A 14,580-nucleotide genomic window follows, 5' to 3' on the forward strand; every position below is an offset into this window, starting at 1 on the left:
ACACTAATAATTAAATGGATAAGGGAAATCATGAAAAAATTAACAACAGCACTTTTGACAGCAGGTCTATTGAGCAGCGCTGCAGTGGCAGCGGAAGTCGGATTTTACGCCGGCGGCGGTCTGGCATTTGAAGCAGTACCGGATTATAAAGATCTGAAAATGGGGCTTGGTGTCGTTGTCCGCGGCGGGATGACGCTGGATTCGGTTCTGGAACACTTTGCAATCGAAGGGGAGGTGACGAAGTCTATCGTCGATCCAAAATATGATCTTCCTGGGAAAGATGTAAAATTTAATGTGAACACGCTTGCGGCCTATGCTGTTTATCGTATTCCTGTGGCGGATAAGTTTTATGTAAAACCGCGTTTCGGTATCATTATTCCAAATCTTGGAGATGATATCAACTCGCGCGACGTCACTTTTTCGTCAGGTATCGGTGGCGGTTATACGGTGATGCCGCATCTGGATGTCTATGTTGACTATACGGTGCTTGGCGAATTTGTCACAAACTACGGTGCCGGAGTAGAGTACCACTTCTAAAAATACCAGCGGGGTCTGTCCCTTCGGGTATCGGTGCATCTTGCGTCCAACTCAGACTCTCAGCGCACAGCAGCACGACTCACGATTTAGTCGTTCGCTGTAGTGCGCTGTTGGTTCTACTGCGCCTTCGGGTTCACTTCAACACAATCTACACCAAAATGACTAAAACGCTTAGCTTGCTGACATTTCTGTGAAAACAAGGGTACCGTTCGCGTAGCGATGTTTCTCTGAAATCTAAAACTTTTCAAGTTCAGGTTTGATTTTTATGAGCTGCGCCATCTTTCTTTACTCTTTACTCTTTACTCTTTACTCTTTACTCTTTACTCTTTACTCTTAATCTGTATCTTCATCCAGTTCCAGACAGACCGAGTTGATACAGTAACGCAGACCCGTCGGCTCAGGGCCGTCGTTAAAAAGGTGGCCCAAGTGGGCACCGCAGTTGGCGCATGAAACTTCAATACGGACCATCCCTAAACTTTCATCTCTTTTCTCTATGATCGCGTCATCGATCGCTTCATAAAAACTTGGCCAACCGGTTCCTGAATCAAATTTTGTTTCAGACTCAAATAGAGCTGCCTGACAGCAGACACATCGATAGAGCCCTTCATCATGACAGTCGTAGTACATACCGCTAAAGGGTGCTTCGGTGCCATGCTCACGGCAGACATAATAGGCCTCCGGTGAGAGCTGCTCGCGCCACTGTAGATCAGTTTTGATGATTTTAGCCATAGTGCTTTCCTGAATGAGCGTAATATTTGATGCATTCTATCACATCATCAATACAGAAATATTAGTTTTTGTAAAACGAAAAAAGAGATTATGAAGAGTTAAGAGAAGGTGTCACGCAGCCTGCGTGACAAGGGATAACTATTTTCCAGCAGCAACGCGGTCTTTAAGACTTTTACCCGCTTTAAACTTTGGAACCATTTTATCTTGAGTAGTATAAGTTTTATCAGTACCAGGTACTTTACCACTTTTACCTTTTTGAAGTGATGCAGCGAAACTACCGAAACCAACAAGAGAGATGTCTTTTTTAGCTACGAGTGCTTCAGTTACCGCTTCAGTAAATGCTTTGATTGCATTCTCTGCTTCAACTTTAGTTTTATAGTCACCATTTTTTTGAACGAGTTCAACGAATTGTGCTTTATTCATACGAAATGCCCTTTGATTAAAGATGTTTGACATCATTTTCTTCCCTGTAACAGGGGGTTCAATGATTCAACTAGGTTTACTTTATACTCTATAAGCTTAAAGTTTTCTTCTTTTTTTATTTTTTAGGTGAAATTGCTGGAAAACTTCCATAAAAGCCCAGTCTGACGGCGTATATAGGGCACTGTCACATTAAAAAAAGGAGCAAATATAAAAATAATCATAAGATGATATTATCGGATATTGACTGTTTTCGGTTGTGGTGCAAAAAGAAAGACAAGGACGCTTTCTTAACGATATTTAGCGGAACAAACATCTGTATTCTATATTACTGCCGATAAGATGCGGAATAAAAGGGTCTGTTACACCTTTAAAAGATCACTGTAGTCAAACTTGGAAAGATCGAGGTAGAACTCACCCTGATACTGCAGGATCCTGATATCGCTTCCATAGGCTGCTGCAAAACGGCGTTTGATGATGCGTTTTTCATCTGCTCCGAATCCGATACTTTTAAGGTACTTGCGCAGGGGGAGTTTCTGAAGCTGAAAATTATTTTCGGTCTCTTTCTTCTTTTGGTTTTCCTGGGGTTCGTTTTCTTCAAGATCAGCGTCCACGCTTGTGTCAGCTTTTTCGTTTATAATACTGACCGGTGTCGGTTGCGAGAGCTGGAGTTTGGTGTTGATGAGCTCCAGGACTGTCTTAAGCTGTTCATCTTTGCTTTGATAAAGATGTTCAATCCGGTCTCGCTCTTCACGCAACATCTGCTCTTTGTCGTCTATAAGTCTGTCTATCTTGCTTTCGAGCTCTTCTATGCGTTTTTTTAACTGATGATTCTCTTTCTGATAGAGGGCAATGATCGTACCGACAGAGGTCTTCTGTTTCTGCGGAATAGGTTGCGTATGCAAGATATAGACCATACCGTTCTCTATAGTATAGTCCAGTTCTTTGGCACGCAATTGAGAATGAATTGTCTCAATAGGGAGTTCAAAACGTTTTGCATAGTCGTCTATGGTCAGACGCATGGGCTTCCTTTTTCAGTACAAAATTGCTTTGTTTATAAGACCAAGCATTTTATCATATTTTATATAATGGACTATTTTTCACCACTTTGTGTCATCAAATGGTTGTTTTAGTTGTTAAAATAGAGGTGATTAAGCAGATTGGTACGATTTATTAAAAAGGCCTCAGTATGAAAAAAAGAACAAAGATCTTGGCAACCGTCGGACCGGCTTCGGACTCTTTGGAACAGTTGGAAGCGCTGATCAGAGCCGGCGTCAATGTCTTTAGAATGAATTTCTCGCATGGAACGCATGCTTATCATGCTGACGTGTTGAAACGTATCCGTCAGGCTATGGAAAATACTGGGCTTATCGTGGGTGTGCTGCAGGATATTAGCGGACCGAAAGTGCGCGTAGGAAAACTCGAAGAGGACTTTTTACTTGAAAAGGGTGACAGACTGGAGTTTGTGAAAGAGGAGGTCGTCGGCAGGAAGCTAGGCGAGGGCCGTTATCGGCTCTGCATCAACCAGAGCGGGATTCTGGCAAAGTTGAAAACGGGCGAGTTCATCTACCTGTACGACGGCACGATCCGCGCGCAAGTTGAGAGCGTCGGCGAAAAGGTGGTTGCTCTCGTGCAGAACACCGGAAAACTCTCCTCGAACAAAGGGGTCAACTTTCCGAACACCCGTATCGGCATCGACATACTGACGCTAAAAGATCGCAAAGACATGCTCTGGGGGATAGAGAACGGGGTCGACTTTATGGCGATCTCCTTTGTCCAGAATGCCGGCGATATGGCAAATGCCCGCAGGATCGTCCTGGAGAATGGCGGTACCCAGCAGCTCTTTGCCAAGATAGAGAAGTTTGATGCCGTTGAGAATATCGACGCAATACTGAAGGTGAGCGACGGGATCATGGTGGCGCGCGGTGACCTGGGTATCGAAGTGCCCTATTATGAGGTTCCGGCGATTCAGAAACGGGTCATCCAAAAGGCCAACGAAGCAAGCAAGCCGGTCATCACCGCGACACAGATGCTTCTCTCGATGACCGAACACGAGACGGCGACGCGTGCGGAGATCTCGGATGTCGCCAATGCCGTTCTCGACGGTACCGATGTGGTGATGCTCTCCGAAGAGAGTGCGGTCGGGCACAACCCTGTCCTTGTGGTGGAGACGATGGTCAACACCATTCGTGAAACAGAGAAGATCTATCCCTATGACAAATTCAACCGGTTCGCGATGCAGGACGAGATGGACATGATCGATGAGTCGGCGGTGCTCCTGGCAAGCAAACTCAAAGCCAACGCCCTGCTGGCGTTTACTACGTCGGGACAATCGGCCAAGAAACTTGCACGTTACCGTCCGGAAAAAACGATCCTGGCCATCATGCATGACGAACGCGTTGCGCGTTCTCTGACCATCGTCTGGGGCGTTGCCCCGGCTTTCCTCGTTAAAAGAGATAAGCTGGAGAGGATGCTCAGCGATGTGGTCAAAAGCGGGCTTGAAAACGGGGTGCTTGAAAGGGAGGGGTGTTATATCCTTACCGCCGGCGATCCGGTCGGTGTACCGGGGACGACAAACAACATACGGATACTGCGTTCACCGGAGATGGACTACTTTAACGATCTGTAGCGGCATCTCTTTGCAGCGAACGGTGAATGTGCTCGATACTCTTGTGATGGGGGTTTTCCAAATAGTGCCTTTCCAGGAGCTGTCTTAACCTGTTGTGGTTAAAGCGCCAGAAATGCTCCCGGTCAAATTTCGGATGATCTTTCATCCTGGCGACGATGCACTCCTCTTCCAGTTCTCCTGTACGGATTACTTCATACATTATGCTTTTGAGCTTCTGGACGGAATGCCCGGTTGTATCGTCATCTTCAAGCGGCTCATGGGGCATAAACGCATACAGCTTCCATCCGCTGAACACCAAGGCCAGGATAAAGGCAGCCATCATAAGGGTCTCAATCGTTGTCACGACTCTCCTTCTTAGCCAGCAGGTTTAACCACTTTTCGCCTTTGCGTTCTTGACGCACATCATCACTGAGCCACACGCTTTGTATACTTAGAGATGGAAGCTGCGCAAAGAGTTTATCGACTTTACGGTGATCCATTTGTGTGAAGTGGCGCCCCTCTTTGAGATACTCTTCTCTGCCGTATTTGAAAGAAGCATAGAAATAACCTCCTTTCTTTAATGTTCCGGCGAGGTGTTGAAAGGTGTCGGGCAGTTCGGAAAAAGGAAGGTGCAGCAGTGATGCAGCAGCCCAGACGGCGTGATAGTTTTCGTATTTGTCAACATCACAGAAGGCGTGGACTGCGACGGGCTGGCCGATAAACTCGGAGGCAAGCGTCGCCATCTCGTCGGAAGCATCAAAAGCATCGACCATGAACCCTTGCGATAGAAAGTAGCGTGTGTCCCGCCCACTGCCGCAGCCGGCATCTAAAATAGCAGCACCGACTGGCAGCAAGGGAAGAAACCTTTCGTAGATTTCGGTCATCTCTTTGCCATGAGTATTGTCAAAAAAATCCTGTGCATGGTCTGCATAATAGGCGAGAGTTGAATTCATAGCCATATTTTAGCATTGTATTGCGACAAATCTGTATGCTGCTTGAGAATACCGCCGATGTTGATGAATGGCAGGAGATCTTCGGACAAAAGGAGGATTAAGATGGCCATGATAAAGGCGGTAGAGGTACGAGCTGCTTTGGGCTGTTTCGTCCAGAGGAGAACGCTCAAAAGGGAGATTGAAGATAGTTTCAGGGTAATTCTGACGATAATACTACAATTTTATATTAATTTAATCATCAGGTTATATAATTAGATTGAATTAATTACATAAGTAAATATACAAATAAAGGATATACAATGCGTATCATTTTCCCAACTGACGAAAACATGGGCTACCTCTCCCGTCGCGGTGCCCACTTCGGTAAAGCAAAATATTACACTATTATTACTATGGAAAACAACCAGATTGTCAATGTCGAAGGGATCGAGAACCCGGGGCATGGTCGTGGCGGTTGTTCCAATGCCGTTGCCAATATTATGGCGCTCAATCCCGATGCCCTGGTCGTTTCCGGGATCGGTGCTTCGCCGGCCAAAGGGTTCGCGCAAGCAGGTTTGAGACTCTTTGTCGATCAACACTCGCCGACGATTGAACAGTCCATCGTTCGATTTTCACAAAATCAGCTGCATACACTTGACGGCCAAGGGACCTGTTCGACACATTAAGGGGAAAATGCTTTTCCCCATCCGCCAATATCTTTATCCCGCTACTGACTTTTACCTTTTTTGCTTGCAATACAGTTACTATGACAAAAAAAATGCTGCTTTTAAATTTTAATGATATAGAAGTAAAGGCTACCGTTTTCCATACAAGTACATAGGTCAGCATGGAATGGAACAGAAGCGCATTGGTATGTTTAACAAAACAGACCGCAGTAATAAAAAAATGAATAGTCCTTCCGGATAGCGGTAAAAGAGAGCCCGAGCCGGTACTTTTCTTGAAAGCAATGCAACTTGAATTTGGTCTATTCTGGTAAAATGTCTTTATGAAAAAAGATGAAGTATTTAACAAGCCGATAGAGAAACAGTTTGAGTTTGACGCGGAGATCGCCGCTGTTTTTGATGACATGCTGCAGCGTTCGGTTCCTTTTTACGTAGAGGCGATGAAACTGACGCGGCGATTTGCAAAGAACTATCTTCCCGAAGGTGGTCTGGTCTACGACCTGGGGTGCTCTACAGCTTCTACGCTCTTGGATGTAGAACGCTCTCTAGAGGTTGATGCCAGACTGGTCGGTTTGGACAATGCCCCCTCTATGCTTGAACAGGCCAGAAAGAAGATCGTCGCTTTCAACTCAAATGTAGAGGTTGAAGAGGCGGACATCCTGACCTATGACTACCAAGCCTGCGATGTGGTGATCAGCAATTATACCCTGCAGTTCATCCGACCGTTTGTACGTGAAGAGTTGATCAAAAAGATCAGCACCGTTATGAAAAAAGGCGGTGCCTTCATCTTCAGTGAGAAGGTCGTGAGCCCGAACTCCAAACTCAACAAAGAGCTGATCGACTGTTATTACGACTTTAAGCAGAGTCAGGGTTACAGCCAATACGAGATTGCGCAAAAGCGTGAGGCCCTGGAAAATGTGCTGATCCCCTATACTGAAGAGGAAAATATCGAGATGGCAAGACGCTGCGGTTTCACACATTGCGAATGCATCTTCAGATGGGCCAACTTCGCCACCTTTATTGCGATCAAATAGGAGCGTGAATGTCTGATCCTGCCGTGTTAAAACATTTTAAAAAGATATGTCAGATTCCGCACTGTTCATATGAGACCGAGGCCATGAAAGTCTATCTTAGCGACCTGTGTACGGACTACGGCTATGTAGTCACTGTTGACGATGCCAATAATATCCTGGCAAAAAAAGAGGGCTCGAAAGTGACCCTGCAAGCCCATTACGACATGGTCTGCATCGGGGTCGAGTATCCTCTTGTGTTACGCGAGAAAGAGGGGTGGCTCTCGGCAGACGATTCGACGCTGGGCGCTGATAACGGCATGGGGATGGCGATGATGCTTTCGATGATGGAAGCAGGCGAACAAGTGGATTGCCTTTTTACTGCCGAAGAGGAGGTGGGGCTGCTCGGTGCCCGCGGACTGGCCCTGGAGCTGGCAACGCCGTACCTGCTCAATCTCGACTCCGAAGAGGAGGGGACCGTCACTATCGGCTGTGCCGGAGGGGTGGATATTATCGCAACAAAGCAGCTTCGCCGATATAAAAAAAAGCTGCATCTCTACGAGTATCATATCGCGGGGCTGGCCGGGGGACATTCGGGTGTTGATATCGATAAAAACATCCCGAATGCTATCTCCTTGCTTTTCAAAAAGCTCTGTGCGAGTGAAAGCTATATTGTTGAGGTCAACGGCGGTGAACGCCGTAACTCTATTCCCAAAAAAGCCGATGTCGTCTTTGGGCTCGAGAGCTATGAGGTGATCGAAGATGCGCTCTACTTAGGCGAGAAAGAAGTTGCGGTGATGGGAGAGAGTTGTACCATTATCGAGATGCTTAGCCGTTTCGACAGCGGTGTCCGAGGACTCAACAAAGAGCTCAATATTGTGCAGACCAGCATTAACCTGGCTTTGATCGAGAGTTCAGAGAATGCGCTTCGGGTGCAGCTCAGCGGACGATCGATGGACCATGATGAGCTGAAAAACCTGGAAAACGAGACCGGCGCCTATTTTGAAAATGAAGGATTCGATGTCGTTTCAGAGGGGTTCTACTCGCCTTGGAAACCGGAAACGAATACATTTTCGAATGTGGTACTCGATGAGACGAAAAAAGTCTTTTCGGAGGCCAAATACGGGGCGATCCATGCCGGTTTGGAATGCGGTATCATTAAGGAGAAGTTTCCGGATATCGGGATGGCTTCGATCGGTCCAAACATACTCTATCCGCACTCTAACCGCGAAAAAGTCGAACTCGCTTCGGTTGAGAGGGTCTTTACTTCGTTGCAGAATATCGTGAGGAGAATCAATGAAGATTAGTGTCGTCCTGTTTTTTTTATTTGTCAATCTGTTTAGCAGTACGTTTCCAAAAAATGCACCGTTTCCGGGAGGTGTTGTCGTTAAAGAGGTTGAGAGCAGCGTCCCGCCCAGAGCATATTTGGGAAAACGGCAGTTGATGGTCCTGCCTTCTGGTAAAAAAGAGAGGTACCTTGTCATTGCCGGAATAGGGCTAAATCAAAAGATGGATAGTCCCTATACTATCACCTTGAAAGAGGGTGAAAAAAAACGTACCTACTCTATTCGGTTACAAGAGAAAGCCTATAAGAAACAGTTCATCACGCTTAAAGATAAACGCAAAGTGTCGCCTAAAAAGATGGATATGCAGCGTATCAACGACGAATCGCGCCGTTCACGCGAGGCATTGGCACGGTTTTCGCCGCAGAAGTTCCGATCCCTTTCGATGATCAGACCAGTCGATGTCAATATCAGCGATGATTTCGGCAAGCGGCGTTTTTTTAATAATAAGCCGCGCCGTCCGCATAGCGGGGTTGATATGGCCGCACCGGTCGGTACCCCGATTGTCGCACCATTGGCGGGTCGGGTCGTCGAGATAGGCGAGTTCTTTTTCAACGGAAACGTCATCTTCATCGATCACGGGCTCGGGCTTGTGAGCATGTACTGCCATATGCATAAATTTGATGTCAAAAAAGGTCAGATGCTCAAGCAGGGTGAAAAGGTCGGTGAAGTCGGCGCTACAGGTCGTGTAACCGGACCGCATCTTCACTGGGGTGTCTCGTTGAACGGGGCGATGGTTGATCCGCGTCTCTTCTTTGCCACCGTCAAATAAGCCGCTACGAGGCAAATATCAACTAGACGTGTTACACTACGCTTTTACAATTCAGAGGAAAATATGAAGAATATACTGTTGACACTTTTCATGCTTATATTGTTGCCATTGACGCTTGATGCCAGACGAAACGGTGAAGGTTTTTTTATCGGTATCGGTTCGGGCGGTACGTACTATAATGACGGCGGGCTTGTCTCCGATCTAAAAGAGAGTGGTGGTGATTATGATATGCGCAGTGTCAGCGGCGCGTATAAACTCTATACGGGGTATAAGTTCAACCATGAAGTTACGCTCGAAGGCGCCATTACCAGTTACGGTGTCTATAATATTAAAAATGACGGCAATACAACTGAAGAGTTGTCCCCTGTGTCGGCAGCTGTCTATCTCAACTACGGGTATGATTTTTGGCATAATCAGATCAGACCTTTTGTGGTCATCGGAGCAGGCCTTTTATGGCTGGAGCCGAAACACGGCATACTCTACGATGAAGAGGTATTCTTCAGTATCCATTACGGTCTGGGTATGCTTTATTCGCCGCGTGTCTTGGAAGGGTTGGGGTTCAGGTTCGCCTATGAAACAGATTGGAGCCGTTATAAAGTGAAGAGTGAACTGGGTGTCGGGGGCAGTTACGACAACTTTCTGGGGGCACTTTACTTAGGGGTCGAATACAAGTTCTGATCTGAATTTTTAAAATTTTGTTCGTTTATTGACAGGCAAATTTGGGCTGCCTTCTCAGGTATGCCGCTCTTTATAATTGTCTAACGTTACCGCGCTTTAAAACTCTTTTTACTTTTGCAGAACTCTTGTAAAAAACATTCAGAATTACATTTTGGATTTTGGGCAGTGCAGATGTAGCGGCCGAAAAGGACCATCCCCTGATGCAGTGCATGCAGGTCGGTCTTGAACTTTTTGACCAGGGTCTCTTCAGTTTTCAGGGCGGTTTCGTCATCACTGAGCCCCAGTCGATGTGCGACACGGAAGACATGGGTATCTACCGCCATCAGATTGGCACCGGTGTATTCGATCATCACGACGTGTGCCGTTTTTTGTCCGACCCCTGCCAGCGTGACAAGCTCTTTTTCATCCAGCGGGACCTTGCCATCGTAGACCTCCACCAGACGCTGTGCCATCTTGATAAGATTCTTGGCCTTGTTGTTAAAAAATGAGCAAGTGTTGATGATGGATTTGACATCTTCGAGATCGGCACTGGCCAGTGAGATCGGATCCGGATATTTTTTAAAAAGTTCCGGAGTAATCATGTTGACACGTTTATCGGTACACTGCGCCGAAAGGGCTACAGCAATGACAAGCTCAAAGGCATTGGCATAGTTCAGTTCGGTGACGGCTGCATCGTAACGTTCTAAAAAAGCCTCTTTGATCGAGGCGATCTCTTTTCTGGTGGCTTTTTTAGGACGCGGCATACAGTGCCTTCCTACATGGTACTTTAGCGCTGGTACAACTCGGCATGAAGCATCTCCTACTATTATTTAACACTATGACTGACAATTTTCGGAGAGTGATCGCTATGTGAGCGGTTCTCCTTTTTTGTGGTTTTTGCACAGGATTATGGCCCCTGGCGGTCATATTGATATTCACTTTGTAAAAATTAGCCGCATTTTAGCATGAAATCATCCCATTTTTAGCAGTGATTCAATTCTATCTGCTACAATATCTGACTATAATAATTTATTATCTATATAAGGGGACTGCATGGGTCTTTTCACATGGTTTAATACTTTCTTCTCTTCACGGCAGCCAAAAACATCGTTAACGGGAACGATGGATGAAGAAGGATTCGTCAGTAAAGATCTTTTTTATCAGATCCTCGATCTTGACTGTTCCGTTATTCTCTTTTACACAAAAGAGAGCGGCTGGCTGGGGGCCAATAAGCTTTTTTTCTCGCTTTTCGATTACGAAAATATTGAAGATTTCAGAAAAAGACATGCCAGTATCAGAGAACTCTTTGAGAGCGAAGCGGAAGAGGTCTTTACTGATGATGAGTATAAATGGCTCGATTATATCAAAGACCAGAAGAGCGAAGAAGGGTACCGTGTCACTGTTGTAGACAAAAACGGTACCAACCGACATATCCGGGTGAAAGTGCGTGCCTTGAAACAAAATGGGGTCGATCTCTACCTAGTGCAGATGGATGATGTCTCTGAACTTGAAAATGCACTCTGCAAGACGCAGGAGATCGAGCAGCTTAAAACGAAGTTTCTGGCTAATATCGGTCATGAATTTAGAACACCGATGAACGGGATTCTGGGTTTTGTGGAACTGCTTGAACATACGCACCCCACAGAAAGCCAAAATGAATATATCCATATGATCCACTCTTCGGCGCGCAACCTGATGACTAATATAGAGAGTCTGCTGGACCTTTCTCAGATGCAAGGCGGCCGATTCACCGTTAACACAAGTGAATTTAACCTCTTCGCCGAAATGGAAGAGATGGCACAACTCTATACTTCAGAAGGAAGGGATAAAGGGGTCAGTGTTTCGTTCTTTGTCGGACCGAAACTGCCGACCTACATTCAAGGTGATCTACGCAAACTTAAACAGATCATGAACAACCTTATAAACAATGCTTTGAAATTCACCCCGCGAGGCGGGAAGGTGGTCGTGGAAGTCAAGCTGCTGAAGTGGGCTGAAGCAAGCCGGTGTACGATCGGTTTCACGGTTCGTGATACAGGGAAAGGGATTCCTAATGATCAGATTGCCAAAGTGACCCAACCGTTTGAAGCGGGAGAACAGGCAGATCAGCGTCTTGGCATCGGGCTGAGCCTCTCGCACGGTCTTGTTGAATTATTGGGCGGTAATCTTAAAATCGTTTCGGAAGAGGGCCGCGGTTCGCAATTTAGTTTTGCGCTTTCCTTCCCGGCAGCAAAAGAGCAGTCGTTCCAGAGTGTTGAGAACAAACGTGTAAAAGTGGCACTGCTTGACGACAAGAAGATTGATGATGCGAATTTGCTGACCAATTATCTGCGCGGTTTTGGACTGCATGTCGACAAAGTGCATATGCTTGACGAGACGATCTACAATGATACGGATATGATCTATCTGGTTGCCTCACAAGAACAATCTGCATGGCTGATGAAGCTGGGTACTTATCGTAAAAAATGTCATGTCGTTCTGGTCCTTGACGCCGGCGAGAAACTTCAGACCCGTACAACCCATATTGTTGATTATGTGATCAACAAGCCGTTGCTTCCGACGCGTATCGCGGAACATATCAGTATGGCCTTCAAGCTTCAGGAACCTGAAAGTGCAAAAGAAAAGCTCAATCAACAGGGGCTTCGCGCTCTTGTTGTTGAAGACAACCTGATCAATCAGCGGCTTATCTCTATTCTTTTACAAGAGTATGACCTGAAGGTCTCGACGGCTTCTGACGGAGAAGAGGGTGTCCGCAAGTGTGAGAATCAGGAGTTCGATATTGTTTTTATGGATATTGACATGCCGGTTAAAAACGGTATCATCGCCACGAAAGAGATTAAAGAACGCCTACTTATGAAAAATCATCCGATGCCGATCATCGCTTTGACAGCTTTGGCGATGGAAGGTGACAGGGAAAATATCCTCCAAGAAGGGCTTGACGACTATTTGGCCAAACCGTTGACCCGGGCAAAGTTGGAGTATATTTTAGAAAAACATCTTCAAGTGGCAATTGTCCAATAAGACAGCATCGCTACCTTGGCCATTTCCGCTTTTGGAAATGCCATTGATTAATCTTTCATTTAATAAGCAAGACTATACTTCAGCATTAGATATTAATCCAAGGAATACGTTTGAAATTACCATTTAAAGTATTAATAACAACCGCATTATTAAGTTCGATGGCAGCTGCATCAATTGTAGCGACTGTTGACGGTACGCAGATTACTTCAGATGAAGTTAATCAAGTCCTGATGGAAGGAACCCAAGGGCGTTTCAACACATTGCCAAAAGCAAAACAGGATGAACTTCGCAAACGTATCGTAGAAGGTATGATCGCGCAGGAACTAGTCTATGCAGATGCCAAAAAAAGCGGAGTACTCACATCAAAAGAATACAAAGATGAGCTTGCCGAGGTAATGAAACGCGTCGAAAAACAGCTGGCATCTAAAGTATGGGAAAAACAGCAGTTTGACAAGATCAAGGTCTCTGATACAGAGATCAAAAAGTATTTTGATTCCCATGCCAATGAGTTTGTTGAAAAAGAGAAGGTCCACGCACGTCATATTCTTGTAAAAACAGAAGAAGAAGCAAAGAATATTATCGATGATCTTAAAGCGAAACAAGGCGATGCACTAAAAACTGCTTTTGCCGAAGCAGCGAAAAAGTTCTCAACAGGTCCTAGCGGTCCAAAAGGCGGTGATCTCGGTTCATTCCCACGTGGCCAGATGGTTCCGGAGTTCAACGATAAAGTTTTCTCTATGACGGTGGGTACAATTACTGCTGAACCGGTAAAAACTCAGTTCGGTTATCACATCATCTACCTCGAAGACAAGATAAAAGGCAAAAAACTCAGTTTTGATGAAGTTAAAAGCTTTATTGAACAAAAATTGAAGATGGAAAAATTCAAAGAAGCGATGGAACAGAAGATGAAAGCGCTTACGGATGCGGCAAAGATCACGTACGGAAAGTAACATACTCCCTTCAGCTGTTGAATTATTTGAATTTCAGGGCAGAAAACTCTATATAAAACGCGACGATCTTCTTGATGAAGATCTTAGCGGTAATAAATTTCGAAAACTTTACTCTTTACTAAATACCCCAAAAATACAGTATAAACGTATCCTCTCTTACGGCGGGAACCAGTCGAACGCGATGGCATCCATTGCCGCTTTATGCAAACGCAAAGGGTGGGAGTTCATCTACATCACTAAAGAACTTTCAGCGACACTCAAACAGAACCCCACCGGCAACCTTGAAGCGGCACTTTCCGACGGCATGAAGCTTATCGAGGTTACGCACGATGCGTATCGGGAGGTGGTGCAGTCGCTCTACAGTCCCACTCCAGATTCGAGGATACAGGTCAACGAAGATGATCTTGTTTTAGCGCAGGGAGGTGCCGACCTAGGTGCAAAAGAGGGGGTGGAACTGTTAGCCGAAGAGATAAAAGTGTGGCAAATAGAGCACAATATAGAGAAACTCACAGTCGTGACGCCTTCCGGAACAGGGACTACAGCCTATTTCCTTGCAGCAGCTATGCCTGATATCACTGTTTTGACCACACCATTGATCGGTACGAAAACCTATTTGATCGAACAGATGCACTATTTGGGGCCATTGCCGAAAAACCTGCAAATTCTTGAAACGGAAAAACGGTACCGCTTTGCTAAAATGTATCCGGAATATTTAGAGCTTTATCAAAAGTTATTACGTCAAGGTGTTGAGATAGATCTGCTTTATGCGCCAAAAACGTTGATTGCTTTATATAAGGAGTTAAACTGGATAGAGGGTGATATACTTTATGTTCACAGCGGTGGTCTTAAAGGAAACCTTTCGATGATAGAACGATATCGCCATAAAGGTTTTATCTGATCCAAACGAATTGTTTATGCCCC

General features: G+C 45.6%; 16 protein-coding genes. 10 read left to right on the forward strand and 6 right to left on the reverse strand.

All coding sequences use genetic code 11. The features are described 5' to 3' along the window. Positions 1-30 precede the first annotated feature (30 nt). Positions 31-537 (forward strand): porin family protein, encoded by a 507-nt coding sequence (locus tag WCY20_RS04165; protein ID WP_345977227.1) that lies wholly within the window; start codon positions 31-33, stop codon positions 535-537. A 333-nt stretch (positions 538-870) separates the two neighbouring features. On the opposite strand, the gene msrB is transcribed toward WCY20_RS04165, so the two are convergent. The 3 genes from msrB to WCY20_RS04180 all read right to left on the reverse strand — a co-directional run bounded on the left by msrB (position 871) and on the right by WCY20_RS04180 (position 2,708). Continuing rightward, positions 871-1,266, reverse strand: a complete 396-nt coding sequence (gene msrB / locus WCY20_RS04170; protein WP_345977229.1) for a peptide-methionine (R)-S-oxide reductase MsrB — start codon at positions 1,264-1,266, stop codon at positions 871-873. 138 nt (positions 1,267-1,404) lie between these two features. Continuing rightward, positions 1,405-1,689, reverse strand: coding sequence for an HU family DNA-binding protein (locus WCY20_RS04175; protein ID WP_345977231.1), 285 nt, complete (start codon positions 1,687-1,689; stop codon positions 1,405-1,407). Between the two features lie 359 nt (positions 1,690-2,048). Beyond that, on the reverse strand, positions 2,049-2,708 hold the full coding sequence (locus tag WCY20_RS04180) for a hypothetical protein (RefSeq protein WP_345977232.1): 660 nt from the start codon (positions 2,706-2,708) through the stop codon (positions 2,049-2,051). A gap of 167 nt (positions 2,709-2,875) precedes the next feature. Here WCY20_RS04180 and pyk point away from each other — a divergent pair, with 167 nt between their 5' ends. Further along, entirely contained in the window at positions 2,876-4,315 is a 1,440-nt protein-coding gene (gene pyk, locus WCY20_RS04185) for a pyruvate kinase (RefSeq protein WP_345977234.1), read from the forward strand. On the opposite strand, the gene WCY20_RS04190 is transcribed toward pyk, so the two are convergent. Both WCY20_RS04190 and WCY20_RS04195 read right to left on the reverse strand, forming a co-directional pair. Continuing rightward, complete coding sequence (locus WCY20_RS04190; RefSeq protein WP_345977235.1) at positions 4,302-4,658, reverse strand: hypothetical protein; 357 nt, start codon at positions 4,656-4,658, stop codon at positions 4,302-4,304. The genes pyk and WCY20_RS04190 overlap by 14 nt on opposite strands. Further along, positions 4,645-5,247 carry a class I SAM-dependent methyltransferase gene (locus WCY20_RS04195; protein ID WP_345977237.1) on the reverse strand — a complete coding sequence of 201 codons (603 nt, stop codon included), beginning with the start codon at positions 5,245-5,247 and terminating at the stop codon, positions 4,645-4,647. The genes WCY20_RS04190 and WCY20_RS04195 overlap by 14 nt, the downstream gene beginning before the upstream one ends. A gap of 299 nt (positions 5,248-5,546) precedes the next feature. On the opposite strand from WCY20_RS04195, the gene WCY20_RS04200 reads away from it, so the two are divergent. The 5 genes from WCY20_RS04200 to WCY20_RS04220 all read left to right on the forward strand — a co-directional run bounded on the left by WCY20_RS04200 (position 5,547) and on the right by WCY20_RS04220 (position 9,712). After that, positions 5,547-5,912, forward strand: coding sequence for a NifB/NifX family molybdenum-iron cluster-binding protein (locus tag WCY20_RS04200; RefSeq protein WP_345977238.1), 366 nt, complete (start codon positions 5,547-5,549; stop codon positions 5,910-5,912). Positions 5,913-6,232: 320 nt separating this feature from the next. Next, positions 6,233-6,943, forward strand: coding sequence for a carboxy-S-adenosyl-L-methionine synthase CmoA (gene cmoA / locus WCY20_RS04205; RefSeq protein ID WP_345977241.1), 711 nt, complete (start codon positions 6,233-6,235; stop codon positions 6,941-6,943). Positions 6,944-6,951: 8 nt separating this feature from the next. Continuing rightward, complete coding sequence (locus WCY20_RS04210; protein WP_345977243.1) at positions 6,952-8,226, forward strand: M20/M25/M40 family metallo-hydrolase; 1,275 nt, start codon at positions 6,952-6,954, stop codon at positions 8,224-8,226. After that, entirely contained in the window at positions 8,216-9,034 is an 819-nt protein-coding gene (locus WCY20_RS04215) for a M23 family metallopeptidase (protein ID WP_345977245.1), read from the forward strand. Before WCY20_RS04210 ends, WCY20_RS04215 begins: the two co-directional genes overlap by 11 nt. A gap of 63 nt (positions 9,035-9,097) precedes the next feature. Next, positions 9,098-9,712 carry an outer membrane beta-barrel protein gene (locus WCY20_RS04220; RefSeq protein WP_345977247.1) on the forward strand — a complete coding sequence of 205 codons (615 nt, stop codon included), beginning with the start codon at positions 9,098-9,100 and terminating at the stop codon, positions 9,710-9,712. Positions 9,713-9,798: 86 nt separating this feature from the next. Here the strand turns inward: WCY20_RS04220 and nth are convergent, their stop codons facing one another. Next, a complete protein-coding gene (gene nth, locus WCY20_RS04225; protein WP_345977249.1) occupies positions 9,799-10,455 on the reverse strand; it encodes an endonuclease III in 657 nt (218 codons plus the stop codon). Between the two features lie 289 nt (positions 10,456-10,744). Between nth and WCY20_RS04230 the strand changes: the two genes are divergently transcribed. The 3 genes from WCY20_RS04230 to WCY20_RS04240 all read left to right on the forward strand — a co-directional run bounded on the left by WCY20_RS04230 (position 10,745) and on the right by WCY20_RS04240 (position 14,557). Next, positions 10,745-12,709, forward strand: coding sequence for a response regulator (locus WCY20_RS04230; protein WP_345977250.1), 1,965 nt, complete (start codon positions 10,745-10,747; stop codon positions 12,707-12,709). 110 nt (positions 12,710-12,819) lie between these two features. Continuing rightward, on the forward strand, positions 12,820-13,659 hold the full coding sequence (locus WCY20_RS04235; RefSeq protein WP_345977251.1) for a peptidylprolyl isomerase: 840 nt from the start codon (positions 12,820-12,822) through the stop codon (positions 13,657-13,659). Next, positions 13,631-14,557 carry a 1-aminocyclopropane-1-carboxylate deaminase gene (locus WCY20_RS04240; RefSeq protein WP_345977252.1) on the forward strand — a complete coding sequence of 309 codons (927 nt, stop codon included), beginning with the start codon at positions 13,631-13,633 and terminating at the stop codon, positions 14,555-14,557. Before WCY20_RS04235 ends, WCY20_RS04240 begins: the two co-directional genes overlap by 29 nt. Positions 14,558-14,580: the final 23 nt, after the last annotated feature.

Origin of the sequence: Sulfurimonas sp. HSL3-7, assembly GCF_039645985.1 — a bacterium.
GTDB lineage: Bacteria > Campylobacterota > Campylobacteria > Campylobacterales > Sulfurimonadaceae > Sulfonitrofixus > Sulfonitrofixus jiaomeiensis.

What these genes read in the sequence shown, in the direction of transcription:
- msrB (WP_345977229.1), bottom strand. Translation starts at nt 1,266, where the DNA reads ATGGCTAAAATCATCAAAACTGATCTACAGTGGCGCGAGCAGCTCTCA.
- WCY20_RS04200 (WP_345977238.1), top strand. Translation starts at nt 5,547, where the DNA reads ATGCGTATCATTTTCCCAACTGACGAAAACATGGGCTACCTCTCCCGT.
- WCY20_RS04215 (WP_345977245.1), top strand. Translation starts at nt 8,216, where the DNA reads ATGAAGATTAGTGTCGTCCTGTTTTTTTTATTTGTCAATCTGTTTAGC.
- WCY20_RS04195 (WP_345977237.1), bottom strand. Translation starts at nt 5,247, where the DNA reads ATGAATTCAACTCTCGCCTATTATGCAGACCATGCACAGGATTTTTTT.
- nth (WP_345977249.1), bottom strand. Translation starts at nt 10,455, where the DNA reads ATGCCGCGTCCTAAAAAAGCCACCAGAAAAGAGATCGCCTCGATCAAA.
- WCY20_RS04210 (WP_345977243.1), top strand. Translation starts at nt 6,952, where the DNA reads ATGTCTGATCCTGCCGTGTTAAAACATTTTAAAAAGATATGTCAGATT.
- WCY20_RS04220 (WP_345977247.1), top strand. Translation starts at nt 9,098, where the DNA reads ATGAAGAATATACTGTTGACACTTTTCATGCTTATATTGTTGCCATTG.
- cmoA (WP_345977241.1), top strand. Translation starts at nt 6,233, where the DNA reads ATGAAAAAAGATGAAGTATTTAACAAGCCGATAGAGAAACAGTTTGAG.
- WCY20_RS04165 (WP_345977227.1), top strand. Translation starts at nt 31, where the DNA reads ATGAAAAAATTAACAACAGCACTTTTGACAGCAGGTCTATTGAGCAGC.
- WCY20_RS04230 (WP_345977250.1), top strand. Translation starts at nt 10,745, where the DNA reads ATGGGTCTTTTCACATGGTTTAATACTTTCTTCTCTTCACGGCAGCCA.
- WCY20_RS04175 (WP_345977231.1), bottom strand. Translation starts at nt 1,689, where the DNA reads ATGAATAAAGCACAATTCGTTGAACTCGTTCAAAAAAATGGTGACTAT.
- pyk (WP_345977234.1), top strand. Translation starts at nt 2,876, where the DNA reads ATGAAAAAAAGAACAAAGATCTTGGCAACCGTCGGACCGGCTTCGGAC.
- WCY20_RS04240 (WP_345977252.1), top strand. Translation starts at nt 13,631, where the DNA reads ATGCGGCAAAGATCACGTACGGAAAGTAACATACTCCCTTCAGCTGTT.
- WCY20_RS04180 (WP_345977232.1), bottom strand. Translation starts at nt 2,708, where the DNA reads ATGCGTCTGACCATAGACGACTATGCAAAACGTTTTGAACTCCCTATT.